Annotated in this window: 14 protein-coding genes; all 14 read right to left on the bottom strand. The window is 71.0% G+C overall.

Features of this window, described 5'->3' with window-relative positions; translation table 11 throughout:
- Nucleotides 1-14: 14 nt before the first annotated feature.
- The 14 genes from ACZ4VI_RS22570 to rsmH all read right to left on the bottom strand — a co-directional run bounded on the left by ACZ4VI_RS22570 (nt 15) and on the right by rsmH (nt 16,087).
- Nucleotides 15-635, bottom strand: a complete 621-nt coding sequence (locus tag ACZ4VI_RS22570; RefSeq protein WP_468001717.1) for a cell division protein SepF — start codon at nt 633-635, stop codon at nt 15-17.
- A 124-nt stretch (nt 636-759) separates the two neighbouring features.
- The gene (locus ACZ4VI_RS22565; protein ID WP_468001716.1) at nt 760-1,479 is read right to left on the bottom strand and encodes a YggS family pyridoxal phosphate-dependent enzyme; all 720 of its coding nucleotides are present in this window, start codon (nt 1,477-1,479) and stop codon (nt 760-762) included.
- A complete protein-coding gene (gene pgeF, locus ACZ4VI_RS22560; RefSeq protein ID WP_468001715.1) occupies nt 1,476-2,216 on the bottom strand; it encodes a peptidoglycan editing factor PgeF in 741 nt (246 codons plus the stop codon). Before pgeF ends, ACZ4VI_RS22565 begins: the two co-directional genes overlap by 4 nt.
- Nucleotides 2,213-3,424: a cell division protein FtsZ gene (ftsZ, locus tag ACZ4VI_RS22555; RefSeq protein ID WP_468001713.1), complete on the bottom strand. Its 1,212-nt coding sequence runs from the start codon at nt 3,422-3,424 to the stop codon at nt 2,213-2,215. The genes pgeF and ftsZ overlap by 4 nt, the downstream gene beginning before the upstream one ends.
- 281 nt (nt 3,425-3,705) lie before the next feature.
- Nucleotides 3,706-4,506 (bottom strand): cell division protein FtsQ/DivIB, encoded by an 801-nt coding sequence (locus ACZ4VI_RS22550; protein WP_468001711.1) that lies wholly within the window; start codon nt 4,504-4,506, stop codon nt 3,706-3,708.
- Between the two features lie 19 nt (nt 4,507-4,525).
- Nucleotides 4,526-5,614: an undecaprenyldiphospho-muramoylpentapeptide beta-N-acetylglucosaminyltransferase gene (gene murG, locus ACZ4VI_RS22545; RefSeq protein ID WP_468001709.1), complete on the bottom strand. Its 1,089-nt coding sequence runs from the start codon at nt 5,612-5,614 to the stop codon at nt 4,526-4,528.
- Between the two features lie 6 nt (nt 5,615-5,620).
- Nucleotides 5,621-6,961 carry a putative lipid II flippase FtsW gene (ftsW, locus tag ACZ4VI_RS22540; RefSeq protein ID WP_468001707.1) on the bottom strand — a complete coding sequence of 447 codons (1,341 nt, stop codon included), beginning with the start codon at nt 6,959-6,961 and terminating at the stop codon, nt 5,621-5,623.
- Nucleotides 6,962-7,016: 55 nt separating this feature from the next.
- Complete coding sequence (gene murD / locus ACZ4VI_RS22535; protein ID WP_468001705.1) at nt 7,017-8,444, bottom strand: UDP-N-acetylmuramoyl-L-alanine--D-glutamate ligase; 1,428 nt, start codon at nt 8,442-8,444, stop codon at nt 7,017-7,019.
- Entirely contained in the window at nt 8,426-9,496 is a 1,071-nt protein-coding gene (gene mraY, locus ACZ4VI_RS22530; RefSeq protein ID WP_393497435.1) for a phospho-N-acetylmuramoyl-pentapeptide-transferase, read from the bottom strand. Before mraY ends, murD begins: the two co-directional genes overlap by 19 nt.
- On the bottom strand, nt 9,493-10,917 hold the full coding sequence (locus tag ACZ4VI_RS22525; RefSeq protein ID WP_468001703.1) for a UDP-N-acetylmuramoyl-tripeptide--D-alanyl-D-alanine ligase: 1,425 nt from the start codon (nt 10,915-10,917) through the stop codon (nt 9,493-9,495). The genes mraY and ACZ4VI_RS22525 overlap by 4 nt, the downstream gene beginning before the upstream one ends.
- A 3-nt stretch (nt 10,918-10,920) precedes the next feature.
- Complete coding sequence (locus ACZ4VI_RS22520) at nt 10,921-12,570, bottom strand: UDP-N-acetylmuramoyl-L-alanyl-D-glutamate--2,6-diaminopimelate ligase (protein ID WP_468001702.1); 1,650 nt, start codon at nt 12,568-12,570, stop codon at nt 10,921-10,923.
- A 15-nt stretch (nt 12,571-12,585) separates the two neighbouring features.
- On the bottom strand, nt 12,586-14,565 hold the full coding sequence (locus tag ACZ4VI_RS22515; protein ID WP_468001889.1) for a peptidoglycan D,D-transpeptidase FtsI family protein: 1,980 nt from the start codon (nt 14,563-14,565) through the stop codon (nt 12,586-12,588).
- Nucleotides 14,566-14,570: 5 nt separating this feature from the next.
- Nucleotides 14,571-15,131: a cell division protein FtsL gene (ftsL, locus tag ACZ4VI_RS22510; protein WP_468001700.1), complete on the bottom strand. Its 561-nt coding sequence runs from the start codon at nt 15,129-15,131 to the stop codon at nt 14,571-14,573.
- Complete coding sequence (rsmH, locus tag ACZ4VI_RS22505; protein WP_468001698.1) at nt 15,128-16,087, bottom strand: 16S rRNA (cytosine(1402)-N(4))-methyltransferase RsmH; 960 nt, start codon at nt 16,085-16,087, stop codon at nt 15,128-15,130. The genes ftsL and rsmH overlap by 4 nt, the downstream gene beginning before the upstream one ends.
- Nucleotides 16,088-16,359 lie beyond the last annotated feature (272 nt).

The following is a 16,359-nucleotide window of genomic DNA, read 5'->3' as shown; positions in this document are numbered from 1 at the left end:
CGGTCTTCGTGTTCTCAGCTCTGGTTGAAGAATCCGCCCTCTGCGATCCGGGCCTTGTCCTCCGCCGTGACATCGACGTTAGCAGGCGACAACAGGAACACCTTCTGCGTCACGCGCTCAATGCTGCCATGGAGCCCGAAGACGAGTCCGGCGGCAAAGTCGACAAGTCGCTTCGCATCGGTGTCGTCCATCTCCGTGAGGTTCATGATCACCGGGGTGCCCTCACGGAAGTGTTCCCCGATGGTACGGGCTTCGTTGTAGGTCCGCGGGTGCAGCGTGGTGATGCGGTACGGCTCCCGCTCGGACACGACCTTGGGCATGATCACCGGTGCGTTCTTCTCCATGCTCGGACGTTCGGGTGTGATGGATGCCACGGGGGCAATTCGGGCAGGACGTCCGCTTTCCGCGTGTACCGGGACAGACTGGGCGACGGGCTCACGCGGGGCGGGCGGCTGCACCACGCGGACCGGTTCCTGCCGCTCGATCTGCCGCGGGGGCTGATGGCGCCGCTCACGCTCGGGTTCGGGTTCCAGCTCGGGTTCGAAGTCGTCGTCGGGGTCGAACCCCCGGCCGTCATACCCATCGTCCTCCACGAGGCCGAGGTAGACCGCCATCTTGCGCATCGCGCCGGCCATTCTCTGAGTCCTCCGCTCTGTGGTGGATCGGCCTCGTCGCCAAGTGCCCGTGATCCACGAGGTCTGCCCGCCGACCGGCGGGAATGACCATATTTTCTGCTGTGGTCCGACTTGCTTCGCGACGTTACCCGAGCCTGGGGCGGACACCCAGTACCGCCGTACCGATGCGCACATGTGTCGCTCCGGCCGCCACGGCCTCTTCGAGGTCCGCACTCATCCCCGCTGACACCATGTTCGCAGCCGGACGGATCGCGCGCAGGTGAGTCGACAAATCCATCAACCTGTCGAACGCCGCACGTTGGCGCCCCGCGTACGGTCCGGCGAGCGGCGCGACGGTCATGAGTCCGTCGAGCCTCAGCGCGGGTGCGGCGTCCACGGCGGCCGCCAACTCCTCGATGTCCTCCGGCGCCACGCCGCCCCTGGCGCCCCGGTGGCCCGACTCGGCGTCGAGCGCGACCTGGACGAGACAGCCGAGTTCGCGCCCGGCCTTCTCCGCCGCCGCCGAGAGGGCGGTGACGAGCTTCAAACGGTCCACGGACTGCACGACATCCGCATAACTCGTCACAGACCGGACCTTATTGGTCTGCAACTGGCCGACGAAGTGCCAGCGGAGGTCCAGATCCGCACAGGCCGCGGCCTTGGGGGCGGCGTCCTGGTCGCGGTTCTCGGCTACGTCCCGTACGCCGAGTTCGTGCAGGATGCGCACATCGCTCGCGGGGTAGGTCTTCGTGACCACGATCAGGGTCACGTCCTCCCGCTCGCGCCCGGCGGCCGCGCAGGCAGCGGAGATTCGTTCCTCCACCCGCGCCAGGTTCTCGGCGAGTTCCGACTTACGGTCCGTCATGTCTCTTCTCGGTTCAACCAGACATATCCCGCGAGTCGCCCCGTGGTGCGATCGCGGCGGTACGAGTAGTGGTCCCCGGACTCGCGGGTGCAGACCGCGCTGGCCCGCCGGTCCCGGATCCCGAGCCGCTCCAACTGCGCGTGGACCCCGGCGGTGACGTCGACGGCCGGGGTGCCCCAGCTCGTCTCGGCGAAGGCGGCCGGCTCGACCGCGGCCACCTCGGCGCGCATCGCCTCCGGCACCTCGTAGCAGCGTCCGCAGACCGCGGGGCCGGTACGGGCGGTCATCCGGGCCGGGTCGGCGCCGAGTTCGATCATGGCCTTCACCGCGGCCGGTACGACCCCGGCGACCATCCCCGGCCGCCCGGCATGAGCGGCGGCGACGACCCCGGCGACCGGGTCGGCGAGCAGGACGGGGGTGCAGTCCGCGGTGAGGACCGCGAGGGCGAGTCCGCGCCGGGTGGTGACGATCGCGTCGACCTCCGGAACCGGTCTGTCGCCCCAGGGTCCGTCGACCACCGCGACATCTGGGCCGTGCACCTGGTTCATCCACACGACCCGGCCGGGGTCGAGCCCCAGGGCTCCGGCCGCCCGCGCCCGGTTGGTGCGTACCGCCTCGGGGTCGTCCCCCACCGCGCCGCCGAGATTGAGCTCCTCGTACGGAACGGCGCTCACCCCGCCCCACCTGTCGGTGAAGGCGAAGTGCGCGCCGCTCACGGGTTCGAGCCGCTCTATCACTTCAAGAAGTCCGGAACGTCCAGCTCTTCGGCCGAGGTGTCCGGGTACGGGCGGGCCGGCGGGACCACCGGCGGGGTGACCGGCGGCAGCGGGCTCTCGGCCGCGGCCACCGGGGCCGGCTCGGCCGGGGCGGCCGACTCGTCCCGCGAGGTGACGCTGCCGAGGCCACCGAGCGGGCGCTCCGTGGCGCGCGGCGCCGGAGCGGGCTCCTCGCGCTTGGCCGAGGCCGAGCTGAGGATGTTGTCCCGGCGGGTCGGCGGCTGGCCGCCGTCGAAGCCGGCCGCGATCACCGTGACCCGGACCTCGTCGCCCAGGGCGTCGTCGATGACGGCGCCGAAGATGATGTTGGCCTCGGGGTGGGCGGCCTCGCTCACCAGCTGCGCGGCCTCGTTGATCTCGAAGAGACCGAGGTCCGAGCCGCCGGAGATGGAGAGCAGCACGCCGCGCGCTCCATCAATGGATGCCTCCAGGAGCGGCGAGGAGATCGCCATCTCGGCCGCCGCCACGGCGCGGTCGTCGCCGCGGGCGGAACCGATGCCCATGAGGGCGGAACCGGCCTCGGACATGACCGACTTGACGTCGGCGAAGTCGAGGTTGATCAGACCGGGGGTGGTGATGAGGTCGGTGATGCCCTGCACACCGCTCAGCAGCACCTGGTCGGCCGACTTGAAGGCGTCGAGCACGGAGACCTGGCGGTCCGAGATCGAGAGCAGCCGGTCGTTCGGGATGACGATGAGGGTGTCGACCTCTTCGCGGAGCTCGGCGATGCCGTCCTCCGCCTGGTTGGCCCGACGGCGTCCCTCGAAGGTGAACGGCCGGGTGACCACACCGATCGTGAGGGCGCCGAGCGAGCGCGCGATGTTGGCCACGACGGGTGCGCCGCCGGTGCCGGTGCCGCCACCTTCGCCGGCGGTGACGAAGACCATGTCGGCCCCCTTGAGGACCTCCTCGATCTCCTCACGGTGGTCCTCTGCCGCCTTGCGACCGACTGCCGGGTTGGCCCCGGCCCCGAGGCCGCGGGTGAGTTCACGGCCGACGTCGAGCTTGACGTCGGCGTCGCTCATCAACAGCGCTTGCGCGTCGGTGTTGATCGCGATGAACTCGACGCCCTTGAGACCGACCTCGATCATTCGGTTGATGGCATTGACACCACCGCCGCCGACACCGATGACCTTGATGACTGCGAGGTAGTTCTGCGGTGCTGCCACGTCGAAGGCCTCTCGCCTCGAGTTACGTGTCGCCGCTTCGCGGTGGTTAGTCGCGCTGCGACGACGGATGCCGATTGGGACGGTCCGAAACGCCGACCCAAACCCTAACGTTGAAGTTTAGGGTTACCAGTGTCTCTGTTCGCTGGACTCTTCCGAACAGGACACTAAGTCGACAAGTGGCGCACGTTCAACGAACACGCCGAACCTCCCGTTTTTCTTTTCACCCTATGTGATCACCCGTAGCGCTGGCCAACCAGGGTGCTGGCCAGCGCGAATGGGCGTCAACTCCCTGATGCGGCCGGGGCCGTGGGGGCGCTTACATCGAAGTGCCCCGCTTTGGGCATCGCCTTCATCAGGGCGGTGAGCACGCGGGCCTTGACGGCGCCGTCCTCTCCGCTGCCCCAGAGGACCGTGCGCCCGCCGCTGAGCTCCAGGGTGATCGAGTCGTACGAGTCGACCCTGACGACACGAGTGTCCCGGGCGATTTTCTCGGGGAGTTCGCCTGTGACGCCCACGGCCTCGAGGAGCAGCCGGTCCTCGTCGAAGCGGCGCAGGCTCGGTGCGGAGGCGGCGTCGAGGACGAGTTCGGGTACGCCTGCGGGCGCTCGGTCCACGGTGGCGAATCGCGTTCCGGCGGAGTCCACTTCGGTGAACTTTCCGCCCTTTTCCACCACCAGAACCGGCTTCCGTTCCGTCACATTCAGACCGATTCCATGCGGCCAGGACCGAACGACCTCGACCGTGTCGATTCGGGGCAGTTTACGCAGCAGCCGTGCCTCGATGGCGCCGGTGTCGACGGAGACGAGCGGAGACCCGATCGGCACGGCGGCGGCCGCCTCCACCTCACGAGGTGTCAGAACGCGCGTGCCGGAGGTCTTCACATGCTCCACCCGCAGCCAGGTGGAGCCGTAGAGCGCCCAGATTCCGCCGGCCACGAGCGCGAGAGCGACGAGGGTGATCAGCAGGAGACGCGGCCCGGGCAGCCGGAATCCACGATTCCGACCCTCCGTCGGCGCCGGCCGTTCCGACGACCCCTTCGGCTCGCGTGTGCCGCGCTTCTCCGCGGTCGTCGGTCCGGACACGTCCCCTGCCTTCCCTCTTCTAGGCTCGCGCGGCGATCGCCTCGTACACCATGCCGACGAGCAGGTCGTCGGCGTCCCGGCGGCCGAACTCGGCGGCGGCACGGGACATCTCGTACAGGCGGTGCGGATCGGCCAGTACGGGCAGGACGTTGCCCTGCACCCACTGCGGCGACAGCTCCGCGTCGTCGACGAGCAGTCCGCCGCCCGCCTTGACCACCGGCTGGGCGTTGAGCCGCTGTTCGCCGTTGCCGATCGGCAGCGGGACGTACGCGGCGGGGAGCCCGACGGCGGAGAGTTCGGCGACGGTCATCGCGCCCGCGCGGCAGAGCATCATGTCGGCAGCGGCGTACGCGAGGTCCATCCGGTCCACGTACGGTACCGGGACGTACGGCGGCATCCCGGGCATGTTGTCGACACGCGGCAGCTCGTTCTTCGGGCCGACCGCGTGCAGGATCTGGATACCGGAGCGCTGGAGCACCGGGGCGATCTGCTGGACCACCTCGTTGAGCCGGCGCGCACCCTGCGAGCCGCCGGAGACGAGCAGCGTCGGCAGGTTCGGGTCGAGACCGAAGGCGGCACGCGCCTCGGGCCGCATCCGGGCCCGGTCCAGGGTGGCGATGGTGTGCCGCAGCGGGATGCCGATGTAGCGGGCATTGCGGAGCTTGGAGTCCGGGGTGGCGACGGCGACCCCGGCCGCGTACCGCGAACCGATCTTGTTGGCCAGGCCGGGCCGGGCGTTGGCCTCGTGGACCACGATCGGCACCCCGAGGCGCTTGGCCGCGAGATAGCCGGGCAGGGCCACGTAGCCGCCGAAGCCGACCACGCAGTCCGCCTTGGTGCGCTCCAGGATCTGCTCCGCCGCCTTGATGGTGCCGCGCAGCCGCCCGGGGACGGTGATCAGCTCAGGGGTGGGTTTGCGCGGCAGCGGCACGGCAGGGATGAGCGCCAGCTCGTAGCCCCGCTCGGGCACGAGCCGGGTCTCCAGGCCCTTCTCCGTGCCGAGCGCCGTGATCCCCACGCTCGGGTCCTGCCTGCGCAGGGCGTCCGCGAGGGCGAGCGCGGGCTCGATGTGGCCGGCGGTCCCCCCACCGGCGAGTACGACATGCACCGAAATTCACCGCTCTCCGGACGGACGCTTCTTGACGCGCCGTCGCATCGACTTCCATCTCACCCCGGCCCGCCTGCCCCAGCCGGGGCGCCGCATGGCCAGAGCCGCTTTCGCGGCGGGATCCTGTCGCGCGAAGGCGATGAGGAGCCCGACGGCGAACATGGTCGGCAGCAGGGCCGACCCCCCGTACGAGAACAGCGGGAGCGGGACTCCGGCGATCGGCAGCAGGCCGAGCACCGCACCGATGTTGATCACGGCCTGCGCCGTGATCCAGGTGGTCACGCCTCCCGCGGCGTACCTCACGAAGGGGTCCTCCGTGCGTCCGGCCACGCGGATACCCGCATAGCCTAGAGCCGCGAACAGGGCGAGTACCGACAGCGTCCCCGCCAGACCCAGTTCCTCCCCGGTGACGGCGAAGATGAAGTCGGTGTGCGCTTCGGGTAGTTGGCCCCATTTTTCCACACTGGCACCCAGACCGGAACCGAACCATCCGCCCGAGGCCAGAGCATAGATCCCATGGGCGGCCTGAAGACAGGGCGCGCCCTCTCCCCCGGGGTCGGTGGCGCCGATGCAGGCGAACCGCCTCAGCCGGTTTTCGCTCGACTTGATCAGCAGGTAGCCGATCGCCCCGGCGACCGAGAGCACTCCGACGAAGAGCCTGGTGGGCGCTCCGGCCGTCCACAGGAGGCCGAAGAGGATCGCGGTGAGGACGATCGCCGTGCCCATGTCCCCGCCGAGCATGATCAGCCCGAGCAGCAGGAACGCCCCGGGCACCAGCGGCACGAGCATGTGCTTCCACTGGGTGAGCAGTTTCATGTCCTGCTTGCGGGCCAGCAGGTCGGCGCCCCACAGGATCAGCGCCAGCTTGCCGAACTCGCTGGGCTGCAGCATGAACGGTCCGCCCAGGGAGATCCAGTTCTGGTTGCCGCCGACCGCCCGCCCTATCCCCGGGACCTGCACGAGAACCATCAGGAAGACCGCGCCGACCAGGATCGGGTACGCGAGCGCCCGGTGCAGCTTCACGGGCATCCGGGAGGCGACCAGGAGCAGCGCGGTGCCGAGGATCGCGGCGAAGAACTGCTTGCGGAAGAAGTACGAGGGCACCAGGTCGTACCGGAGGGCCGTGATCATCGAGGCGCTGTAGACCATCACCAGGCCGAGCGTGGTGATGAGCAGCGCGGCGCCGAGGATGACGTAGTACGCGGTGAGCGGCCGGTCCCAGGCCCGCCGCGCCTGCTCGTACATCCGCCGTACGCCGCCGCCGCGGGACGGCCGCGGCGGCGCGGGAACGCGGCCCCCGCCGCGGACGGCGGAGGGCCGACGGGTCCCGGCGGTTCTGCTCGGCATGGTCGCTGTCCCCTCCAGTCGTGCCCGGCGCTGCCGGACCTCCTTGCTGGTCAGGTCAGACGCGCCCGGTGATGGCGAGGGTACGGACCGCGTCCGCGAAGGCCTCGCCCCGCTTGTTGTAATTGGTGAACATGTCCATCGAGGCGCAGGCCGGGGCCAGCAGGACCGTGTCCCCCGGCCGGGCGAGCCGGGCCGCCTCCTGGACCGCCGCGGACATCGCACCAGTGTCGGTCCGGTCGAGGTCCACGACCGGGACCTCCGGGGCGTGTCGCGCCAGGGCTTCGCTGATCAGCGCGCGGTCGGCGCCGATCAGGACGACGCCGCGCAGGCGCTTCGCGGCCCCGGCCACGATCTCGTCGAAGGTCGCGCCCTTGGCGAGTCCGCCGGCGATCCAGACGATCGGGTCGTAGGCCGCCAACGAGGCTTCCGCGGCATGGGTGTTGGTGGCCTTGGAGTCGTCGACGTAGACGACGCCCTCGATCTCCTCGACCAGCTCGATGCGGTGCGGGTCGGGCCGGAAGGCCCGGAGTCCGTCGCGTACGGCCTTCGGCTCGACGCCGAAGGCGCGGGCGAGGGCGGCCGCGGCGAGCGCGTTGGCGATGTTGTGCGGGGCAGGCGGCTGGACGTCGGCGACCTCGGCGAGCTCCTGGGCCTGCTTCTGCCGGTTCTCGACGAAGGCGCGGTCGACGAGGATGCCCTCGACGACACCGAGCTGGGACGGTCCGGGCGTGCCGAGGGTGAAGCCGATGGCGCGGCAGCCCTCCTCGACGTCGGCCTCGCGGACCAGGTCCTCGGTCGCCTTGTCGGCGACGTTGTAGACGCAGGCGACCTGGTTGCCCTCGTAGATCCGGCCCTTGTCGGCGGCGTACGCCTCCATGGAGCCGTGCCAGTCGAGGTGGTCGGGGGCCAGGTTGAGCACGGCGGCCGAGTGGGCGCGCAGCGAGGGCGCCCAGTGGAGCTGGTAGCTGGAGAGCTCGACGGCGAGCACGTCGTACGTCTCCTCGCCGAGGACGGCGTCGAGGAGCGAGACGCCGATGTTCCCGACGGCCGCGGTGCGCAGTCCGGCGGCCTCCAGGATCGAGGCGAGCATCCGTACGGTCGTGGTCTTGCCGTTGGTGCCGGTCACGGCGAGCCAGGGGGCGGCGTCCGGGCCACGGAGCCGCCAGGCGAGCTCGACGTCGCCCCAGACCTCCACGCCCGCCTCGGCGGCGGCCGCGAAGAGCGGCTTGTCGGGGCGCCAGCCGGGCGTGGTGACGACCAGCTCGGTGCCCTCGGGCAGGGTCGCCCCGTCGCCGAGGCGGACGGTGATCCCCTGGGCCTCCAGCTCGGCGGCCTGCGCCCGGGAGCGCTCGTCGTCGCCGTCGTTGACGACGGTCACGACCGCGCCGAGGCCGTGCAGGACGCGGGCGGCCGGGATCCCGGAGACGCCGAGACCCGCGACGGTGACCCTCTTGCCGTTCCAGCTCACTTTTCGGATGCCCATCCCGCGTAGAAGAGTCCAAGGCCCACGATGACGCACATGCCCTGGATGATCCAGAACCGGACGACGACCAGGACCTCCGACCACCCCTTGAGTTCGAAGTGGTGCTGGAGCGGGGCCATCCGGAAGACGCGCTTGCCGGTCATCTTGAACGAGCCGACCTGGATGACCACCGACATGGTGATCAGCACGAACAGGCCGCCGAGCAGGGCGAGCAGCAGCTCGGTACGGGAGCAGATGGCGAGACCGGCGAGCGCGCCGCCGAGGGCGAGGGAGCCGGTGTCGCCCATGAAGATCTTGGCCGGCGAGGTGTTCCACCACAGGAAGCCGAAGCAGGCACCCATGAGGGCGGAGGCGACGACCGCGAGGTCGAGCGGGTCGCGGACCTCGAAGCAGGCGTTGGGGTTGGTCAGGGTCACCGCGTTGGCGCAGGACTCCTGGAACTGCCACAGGCCGATGAAGGTGTACGCGCCGAAGACCATCACCGACGCGCCGGTGGCCAGGCCGTCCAGACCGTCCGTCAGGTTCACGCCGTTGGACATGGCCAGGATCATGAAGAGCGCCCAGACCACGAACAGGACGGGCCCGATGGACCAGCCGAAGTCGGTGATGAAGGAGAGCTTCTCGGAGGCGGGAGTGAGCCCGCGCAGGTCCGCGAACTGCAGCGAGAGCACGGCGAAGGCGATGCCGACGATCAGCTGGCCGGCCATCTTCGCCTTGGCCCGCAGGCCCAGCGAACGCTGCTTGACGATCTTGATGTAGTCGTCGAGGAAGCCGACGAGGCCCATGCCGGCCATCAGGAAGAGGACGAGCACACCCGAGTACGTCGGGTCCTCACCGGTGATGACCTTGGCGAGCACGTACGCGATGACCGTGGCCAGGATGAAGGAGATACCGCCCATGGTGGGCGTGCCCTTCTTGCCGGCGTGGCCGCGCGGGCCGTCGTCGCGGATGAACTGTCCGTACCCCTTGCGGGCAAGGAGCTTGATGAGCAGCGGGGTGCCGATCAGGGTCAGGAAGAGCCCGATGGCTCCCGCGAAGAGGATCTGCCTCATCGGCCGGCGACCTCGCTCTCGGCGTCGAGCAGTGCCAGGGCGACCTGCTCCAGACCGACCGACCTGGAAGCCTTCACAAGGACGACGTCCCCCGGGCGCAGCTCACTGCGCAACAGGTCGACCGCCGCCTGCGCGTCGGACACGTGCACCGACTCCTCACCCCACGAACCCTCGTTATATGCGCCCAGTTGCAGCCAGGACGCTTCCCGCTCCCCGACCGCCACGAGCTTGCTGACGTTGAGCCGGACGGCGAGCCGTCCGACCGCGTCGTGCTCGGCGAGCGATGCGTCTCCGAGCTCGGCCATCTTGCCGAGCACCGCCCACGTGCGGCCCCCCTGGGCCTGTGCTCCCCGGCCCATGGCCGCGAGCGCGCGCAGAGCGGCTCGCATGGACTCGGGGTTCGCGTTGTAGGCGTCGTTGACGATCGTCACGCCGTCCGGACGCTCGGTGACCTCCATGCGCCAGCGCGACAGGGAGCCCGCCTCGGAGAGCGCGGTGGCGATCTCCTCCACGGGCATGCCCAGCTCATGGGCGACGGCGGCCGCGGCGAGCGCGTTCGACACGTGGTGCTCACCGTACAGGCGCAAGGTCACGTCACTGCACCCGGTGGGTGTGTGGAGCTTGAAAGAGGGCTGTCCGTTCGCTGTGAGCCGGACATTCTCGGCACGTACGACCGCTTCGTCCGACTCTCCGAACAGGGTCACGCGCGCGTGGGTCCGCTCGGCCATGGCCCGGACGAGCGGGTCGTCGGCGTTGAGGACCGCCACACCGCCCTGGTCGGCCGGCGGAAGCGCCTCGACGAGTTCGCCCTTCGCCTGGGCGATCTGCTCACGGCCGCCGAACTCGCCGATGTGGGCGGTGCCCACGTTGAGGACGAGTCCGATGCGCGGCGGGGTCAGTCCGGTGAGGTAGCGGATGTGACCGATGCCGCGGGCGCCCATCTCGAGGACCAGGTGCTGCGTCTCGTCGCTCGCGCGCAGCGCCGTCAGCGGCAGCCCGATCTCGTTGTTGAGCGAGCCGGGCGTCCACACGGTCGGTGCGTGGCGCTGGAGGACCTGGGCGATCAGGTCCTTGGTGGAGGTCTTGCCGGCCGAGCCGGTGAGCGCGACGACATCGGTGCCGAGGCGTTCGACGACGGCGCGGGCGAGGGCGCCGAGCGCCGCCTGGACGTCGTCCACGACGATGGCGGGCACGCCGACGGGCCGGGCGGCCAGCACCGCCGCCGCGCCCGCCTCGACGGCACGGGCCGCGTAGTCGTGGCCGTCGACCTGTTCGCCGGCGAAGGCGGCGAACAGGCTGCCGGTCTTCACCTCACGGGAGTCGATGACGACGGGACCGGTGATCCGGACGGCCGGATCCGGTATGTCGTACGACTGCCCGCCGACGATTTCGGCGATCTCGGCGAGGGAGAGGGCGATCACAACTTATCCCTGACTGTTCTTGAGGCTGCGTTCAATCGCTTCACGCAGGACCTGGCGGTCGTCGAAGGGGCGGACCACGCCGGCGATGTCCTGGCCCTGCTCGTGGCCCTTTCCGGCGACGAGCACGGTGTCGCCGGGCTGGGCGCGGGCCACGGCCGCGGCGATGGCGGCGGCGCGGTCCTCGAAGACGGCGACCTCGCCGCGCTCGTGGGCGGGCACCTCGGCGGCGCCCGCGAGCATCGCGGCGAGGATCGCGAGAGGGTCCTCGGAGCGGGGGTTGTCGGAGGTCAGTACGGCGGTGTCGGCGAGGCGGGCCGCGGCGGCGCCCATCGGGCCGCGCTTGGTGGTGTCCCGGTCGCCGCCGCAGCCGAGGACGATGTGCAGCTTCCCCTCGGTGACCTTGCGCAGCGAGCGCAGGACCGATTCGACGGCGTCCGTCTTGTGGGCGTAGTCGACGACGGCGAGGTACGGCTGGCCCGCGTCGACGCGCTCCAGGCGGCCCGGGACGCCGGGGACGGCGGCGATGCCGTCGGCGGCGGTCTGCGGGTCGAGACCGGCGGCGGCGAGGGTGACGATCGCGGCGAGGGTGTTGGCGACGTTGAACGGGCCGGGCAGCGGGGCGGCGGCGGAGATCCGCTCGCCCCCGGGGCCGATGACCGTGAACGTGGAGCCGTGGGAGCCGATCTCGACGGCCTCGGCGCGCCAGTCGGCGTCCGGGTGGCCCTCGGCGGAGAAGGTGACGACCGGGACGGCCGCGTCCGCGGCGAGCCTGCGGCCGTAGGGGTCGTCGAGGTTCACCACGCCCCGTTTGCTGCGCTCGGGCGTGAAGAGCCGCGCCTTGGCCTGGAAGTAGTCCTCCATGCCGGAGTGGAACTCCATGTGCTCCGGGCTGAGGTTGTTGAAGACGGCGACGTCGAAGACGCAGCCGTCGACCCGGCCGAGCACGAGGGCGTGGCTGGAGACCTCCATGGCGACCGCCTCGACGCCGCGTTCGCGCATGACGGCGAACAGGGCCTGGAGGTCGGTGGCCTCGGGGGTCGTACGTTCCGACTTGATGCGCTCGTCGCCGATCCGCATCTCGACCGTGCCGATGAGGCCGCTCTTCCGTCCGGCCGCCTTCAGGCCGCCCTCCACCAGGTAGGCCGTGGTGGTCTTGCCGGAGGTGCCGGTGATACCGATCTGGAGGAGGTCCTCGCCCGGCCGTCCGTAGATCTCGGCGGCCAGCTCGCCCATCCGTCCGCGCGGGTTCTCCACGACCAGGACCGGCAGGCCGGTCGCGGCGGCGCGCTCGGCGCCCGCCGGGTCGGTGAGGATCGCGGCGGCGCCGAGGCCCGCGGCCTGGTCCGCGAAGTCGGCGCCGTGCAGCCGGGCGCCGGGGAGGGCCGCGTACACGTCGCCGGGGCGTACCGCCCGCGAGTCGTGGGTGATGCCCGTGACGTCGGTGTCGCCTGGCGTCTCGACCCCGAGCCGGGCGGCCAGGTCACCCAGGGGTGTCGGGCGGGCCTGCTCCGGGCGGGGCGGGGTGGTTCGGTACTGATCAGCGTGTGGCACGGCGGTGAGCGTACCGGGCCCACCCGCCGCGGGGCCAAAAGAGTCCCGGGCGTCGCCGGCGTTCGATTTCCGGTTCCCGGAATCGGGGGTGATCGTGCTCACTGGTGCTCCCGGGTGTCACTCGTTGTTCTCGAACGTCACCGGCAGGCGGGCGGGCTCGCTTCCCGTCGGTGCGACATGGAGTGTCTTGAGGGCGAACTCCATGACCTTCTTGTAGATGGGTCCGCAGAGCTTGCCGCCCCAGTAGTCGCCCTTGGTGGGGTTCTGGATGGCGCAGTAGACGGTGATCCGCGGGTCGTCGGCGGGCGCGAAGCCGGCGAAGGAGGCGGTGTACCCCTTGTAGCGGCCGAGCTCGGGGTCGACGCGGTTGGCGGTTCCGGTCTTGCCCGCGACCCGGTAGCCGGGGATACGGGCCTTGGTGCCGGTGCCCTCCTCGTCGCCGACGACGGACTCCAGCATCTGCGCGAGGGTCTTGGCGGTCTTCTCGCTGACCACCCTGTTCTGCTCGGGCGCGGGCGCCGGGGTGAACCGGCCGTCGGGCCCCCTGATGCCGCGGACGAGCGTGGGCTCGATCCGTACGCCTCCGTTGGCGATGGTCGAGTAGACCGAGGTGGCCTGCATGGCGTTGACCGAGAGGCCCTGGCCGAAGGGGATCGTGTACTGCTGCGAGGTCGACCAGTCCTGGGGCTTGGCGAGGATGCCCGGGGTCTCACCGGGGTAGCCGAGCCCGGTGGGGCTGCCGATGCCGAACCTGCGCAGGTACGAGTAGAGGATCTGGTTGGACTCGGCCTGGGTCTTCCCGAGCTGGCCGGTGGCCAGGATCGTGCCGATGTTGCTCGACTTGGCGAGGACGCCGTTGAGCGTCAGGTACCAGGTCCGGTGGTCGACGTCGTCCTTGAAGAGCCGGTCGCCGCGGTGCAGCCGGTTGGGGACGGTGACATGGGTGCCGGGGGTCGCCACGCCCTCCTCCAGGACGGCGGCCATGGACATGACCTTGCTGGTCGAGCCGGGCTCGTAGGCGTCCTGGAGGGCCGCGTTGCCCATCGCGGCGGCGTTGGCCGCGGACAGGTCGTTGGGGTCGAAGCCGGGGGCGTTGGCCATGGCGAGGACCTCGCCGGTCTTCGTGTTCTGCACTATGACGTAGCCGCGGTCGGCCTTGGACTTCCGCACCTGCTCGGTGATGGCCTGCTGGGCGGCCCACTGGATGTCCCGGTCGATGGTCAGCTCGATGTCGGAGCCGGGCACGGCCGGGGTGCCCTGGGAGCCCGCGGTCGGCACCTGGCGCCCGCCGGACTGGGCGAACCGGATCTTGCCCTCCTGGCCCGCGAGCTCCTTGTCGAGCATCGACTCCAGGCCGCCGGCGCCGCGGCCCTCGGCGTTGACGTAGCCCAGTATCCCGGCGGCCAGCTCCCCGTTGGGGTACACGCGCTTGGTACTCGGCTCGCTGAGGATGCCGGCGAGGAGGTTGATGCCGTTGCCCCCCTCGGAGAGCTTGGCCTTCTGCGCGTAGACCTTCTTCAGGTCCTTGATCTGGTTCCAGACCTGCGGGGTCTGCTTGCGGGCGAGCAGGGTGTACCGGGACTTGGGGGTGCGGAGCTTCTTGGCGAGGTCCGCGGGCTCCTTGCCCAGGAGCGGCGCGAGGAGGGCCGCGGCCTGCTCGGGGGCGTCCTGGATCCGGCTCTCTTCGGGGGTGAAGAGCTTGGGGTCGGCGGTGATGTCGTACGCGTCGACGCTGGCGGCCAGCGCGATCCCGGAGCGGTCGGTGATCTCGCCGCGGTCCGCGGAGAGCGTGTACTCCTGGTAGCGGTGCGCCTCGGCCTTGGCGGCCAGCGCGCCGGCGTCGACGGCCTGCACCTGGAGCAGCCGGACGACGAAGACCAGCATCACGAGCGTCAGGCCGAGGGAGACGAGCCGGAGCCGGGGCTTGGGGCTGCCGAGCCGGATGGTGCGTGCCTTCGGCCGCGCGAGCGGCCGGGGCGAGGGCCTGCGCGAGGCGCCGGAGCGGGCGCCTGCTGCGGCGGGCCGGGGGCGGGTGGCGGGGCGCGCGGGCCGGGCGGGGCCGGGCACCCGGCGGCGCGGGGGCTCCTTGGGGGGCACTGCGGTCACCTGCCGGAGTTCGTCGGGGCGGGCGCGGTCGTCGTCGACGTGTCGGGGGTCTGCGGGGGCGGCGCGGTTTCGGGGGTCTGCGGGGGCGGCGCGGCGGACCCGGTCGGTGTGCTCGTCGCCGTCGCCGTCGCCGTCGGGGGCGGGGGCGGGGGCGGGGTCCACGTCGGGGTCGGCGTCGGGCTGGGCTTGGGTGCGACCGCCGTGGACGGCTCGCCGCGGACCGTGCCGTCCGGGTCGAGGAAGGCGGGGCTGCCGCCCGGCACCATGCCGAGCTCCCGGGCCCGCCGCTCCAGCGCGTCGGGCGCGGAGTAGTCGTCCACGTCCCGCTGGAGGGCCTGCTCCTCGTCGGTCAGCTCCGTGGTGCGGTTCTTGAGATCGCGCAGCTTGAAGGAGCCCTGGTTGAGGGCGGAGTTCAGCATCAGGAGGGTGATGAGCCCGCCGCCGAGGAGCACCACGACGAGCAGGACGAAGGGGGTACGGGCGGCGCTGCTGGGCCCCGACGGCATGAGCCGCCCCAACCGCGCGGCCCGCCCTTTGAGCGGCCCCTTCGTCATCATGCGTGCACATCCTCCCGGATGCGCTGCGCCCCCCGGAGCCGGGCCGGGGCCGCGCGGCGGTTTTCGGCGATCTCCTCCTCCGTGGGGAGTTCGGCGCCGCGGGTGAGCAGCTTCAGGCGGGGCTGGTACTGCTCCGGGACCACCGGCAGGCCCGGCGGGGCGGTGTTCGCCGCACCCGCCGCGAAGACCTGCTTGACCAGCCGGTCCTCCAGGGAGTGGTACGACAGGACCACGATCCGGCCGCCCACCGCGAGCGCCTTCACCGCCGCCGGGATCGCCCGCTCCAGGACCGTCAGCTCGCCGTTGACCTCGATGCGCAGGGCCTGGAAGGTGCGCTTGGCCGGGTTGCCGCCGGTGCGCTTGGCCGCCTGCGGCAGCGCGTCGCGGATCAGCTCGACAAGCCGGGCGCTGTTGGTGAACGGCTCCTTCTCGCGCTCGCGCACGATCGCGGAGACGATCCGCTTGGCCTGCTTCTCCTCGCCGTACGTGCGCAGGATGCGGACCAGCTCGCCGGCCGGGTAGGTGTTGAGCACCTCCGCCGCGCTGACCCCGGTCGTCTGGTCCATGCGCATGTCGAGCGGCGCGTCCTGCGCGTACGCGAAGCCGCGGTCGGCCTCGTCGAGCTGCATGGAGGAGACGCCCAGGTCGAAGAGGATGCCGTCGACGCGCGGGATACCGAGCCGGTCGAGTACCTCGGGCAGCTCGTCGTACACCGCGTGGACGAGCGTCGCGCGCTCCCCGTACGGGGCGAGCCGCTCGCCGGAGAGCCGCAGCGCCTCCTTGTCCCGGTCGAGGGCGACGAGCCGCGCCTCGGGGAACCGCCGGAGCAGCGCCTCACTGTGGCCGCCGAGGCCGAGGGTGCAGTCGACGACGACCGCGCCGGGGCGCTCCAGGGCAGGGGCCAACATGTCCAGGCACCGCTGGAGCATCACCGGGACGTGTCGGTCGTTGCTCAATTGCGCCCTCTCAGAATTCGGCTCAGATTCGGCGCGGCCGCTACGCATCCGCCGCACACGCGGGGAGAAACTGCGGATATCGCTCAATGTCTCCGTGATCTGCGCGTCACTTTAGTCCACTGGCCGCAGCGGTCAATCAACCGGCTGGCGCGTCGCGCGGGCCGTCGGACGGAGGCAGACAATCCGGGCGACTCACCCGTACGGGCGCGCACTTCTCATGCTTGTGGGTTACCTCACACAAAGGCTCATTGACGTTCTTTGTCCGCTCTCAC

Source organism: Streptomyces sp. NPDC029169 (assembly GCF_055563935.1).
The sequence above is the reverse complement of the archived record's forward strand: the minus strand, read 5'-3'. Positions and strand labels throughout refer to the sequence as shown.

Coding starts and splice junctions, on each gene's coding strand:
- mraY (WP_393497435.1), bottom strand. CDS start 9,496: ATGAGGCAGATCCTCTTCGCGGGAGCCATCGGGCTCTTCCTGACCCTG.
- ftsL (WP_468001700.1), bottom strand. CDS start 15,131: ATGATGACGAAGGGGCCGCTCAAAGGGCGGGCCGCGCGGTTGGGGCGG.
- ftsW (WP_468001707.1), bottom strand. CDS start 6,961: ATGCCGAGCAGAACCGCCGGGACCCGTCGGCCCTCCGCCGTCCGCGGC.
- ACZ4VI_RS22565 (WP_468001716.1), bottom strand. CDS start 1,479: ATGACGGACCGTAAGTCGGAACTCGCCGAGAACCTGGCGCGGGTGGAG.
- murD (WP_468001705.1), bottom strand. CDS start 8,444: ATGGGCATCCGAAAAGTGAGCTGGAACGGCAAGAGGGTCACCGTCGCG.
- ACZ4VI_RS22570 (WP_468001717.1), bottom strand. CDS start 635: ATGGCCGGCGCGATGCGCAAGATGGCGGTCTACCTCGGCCTCGTGGAG.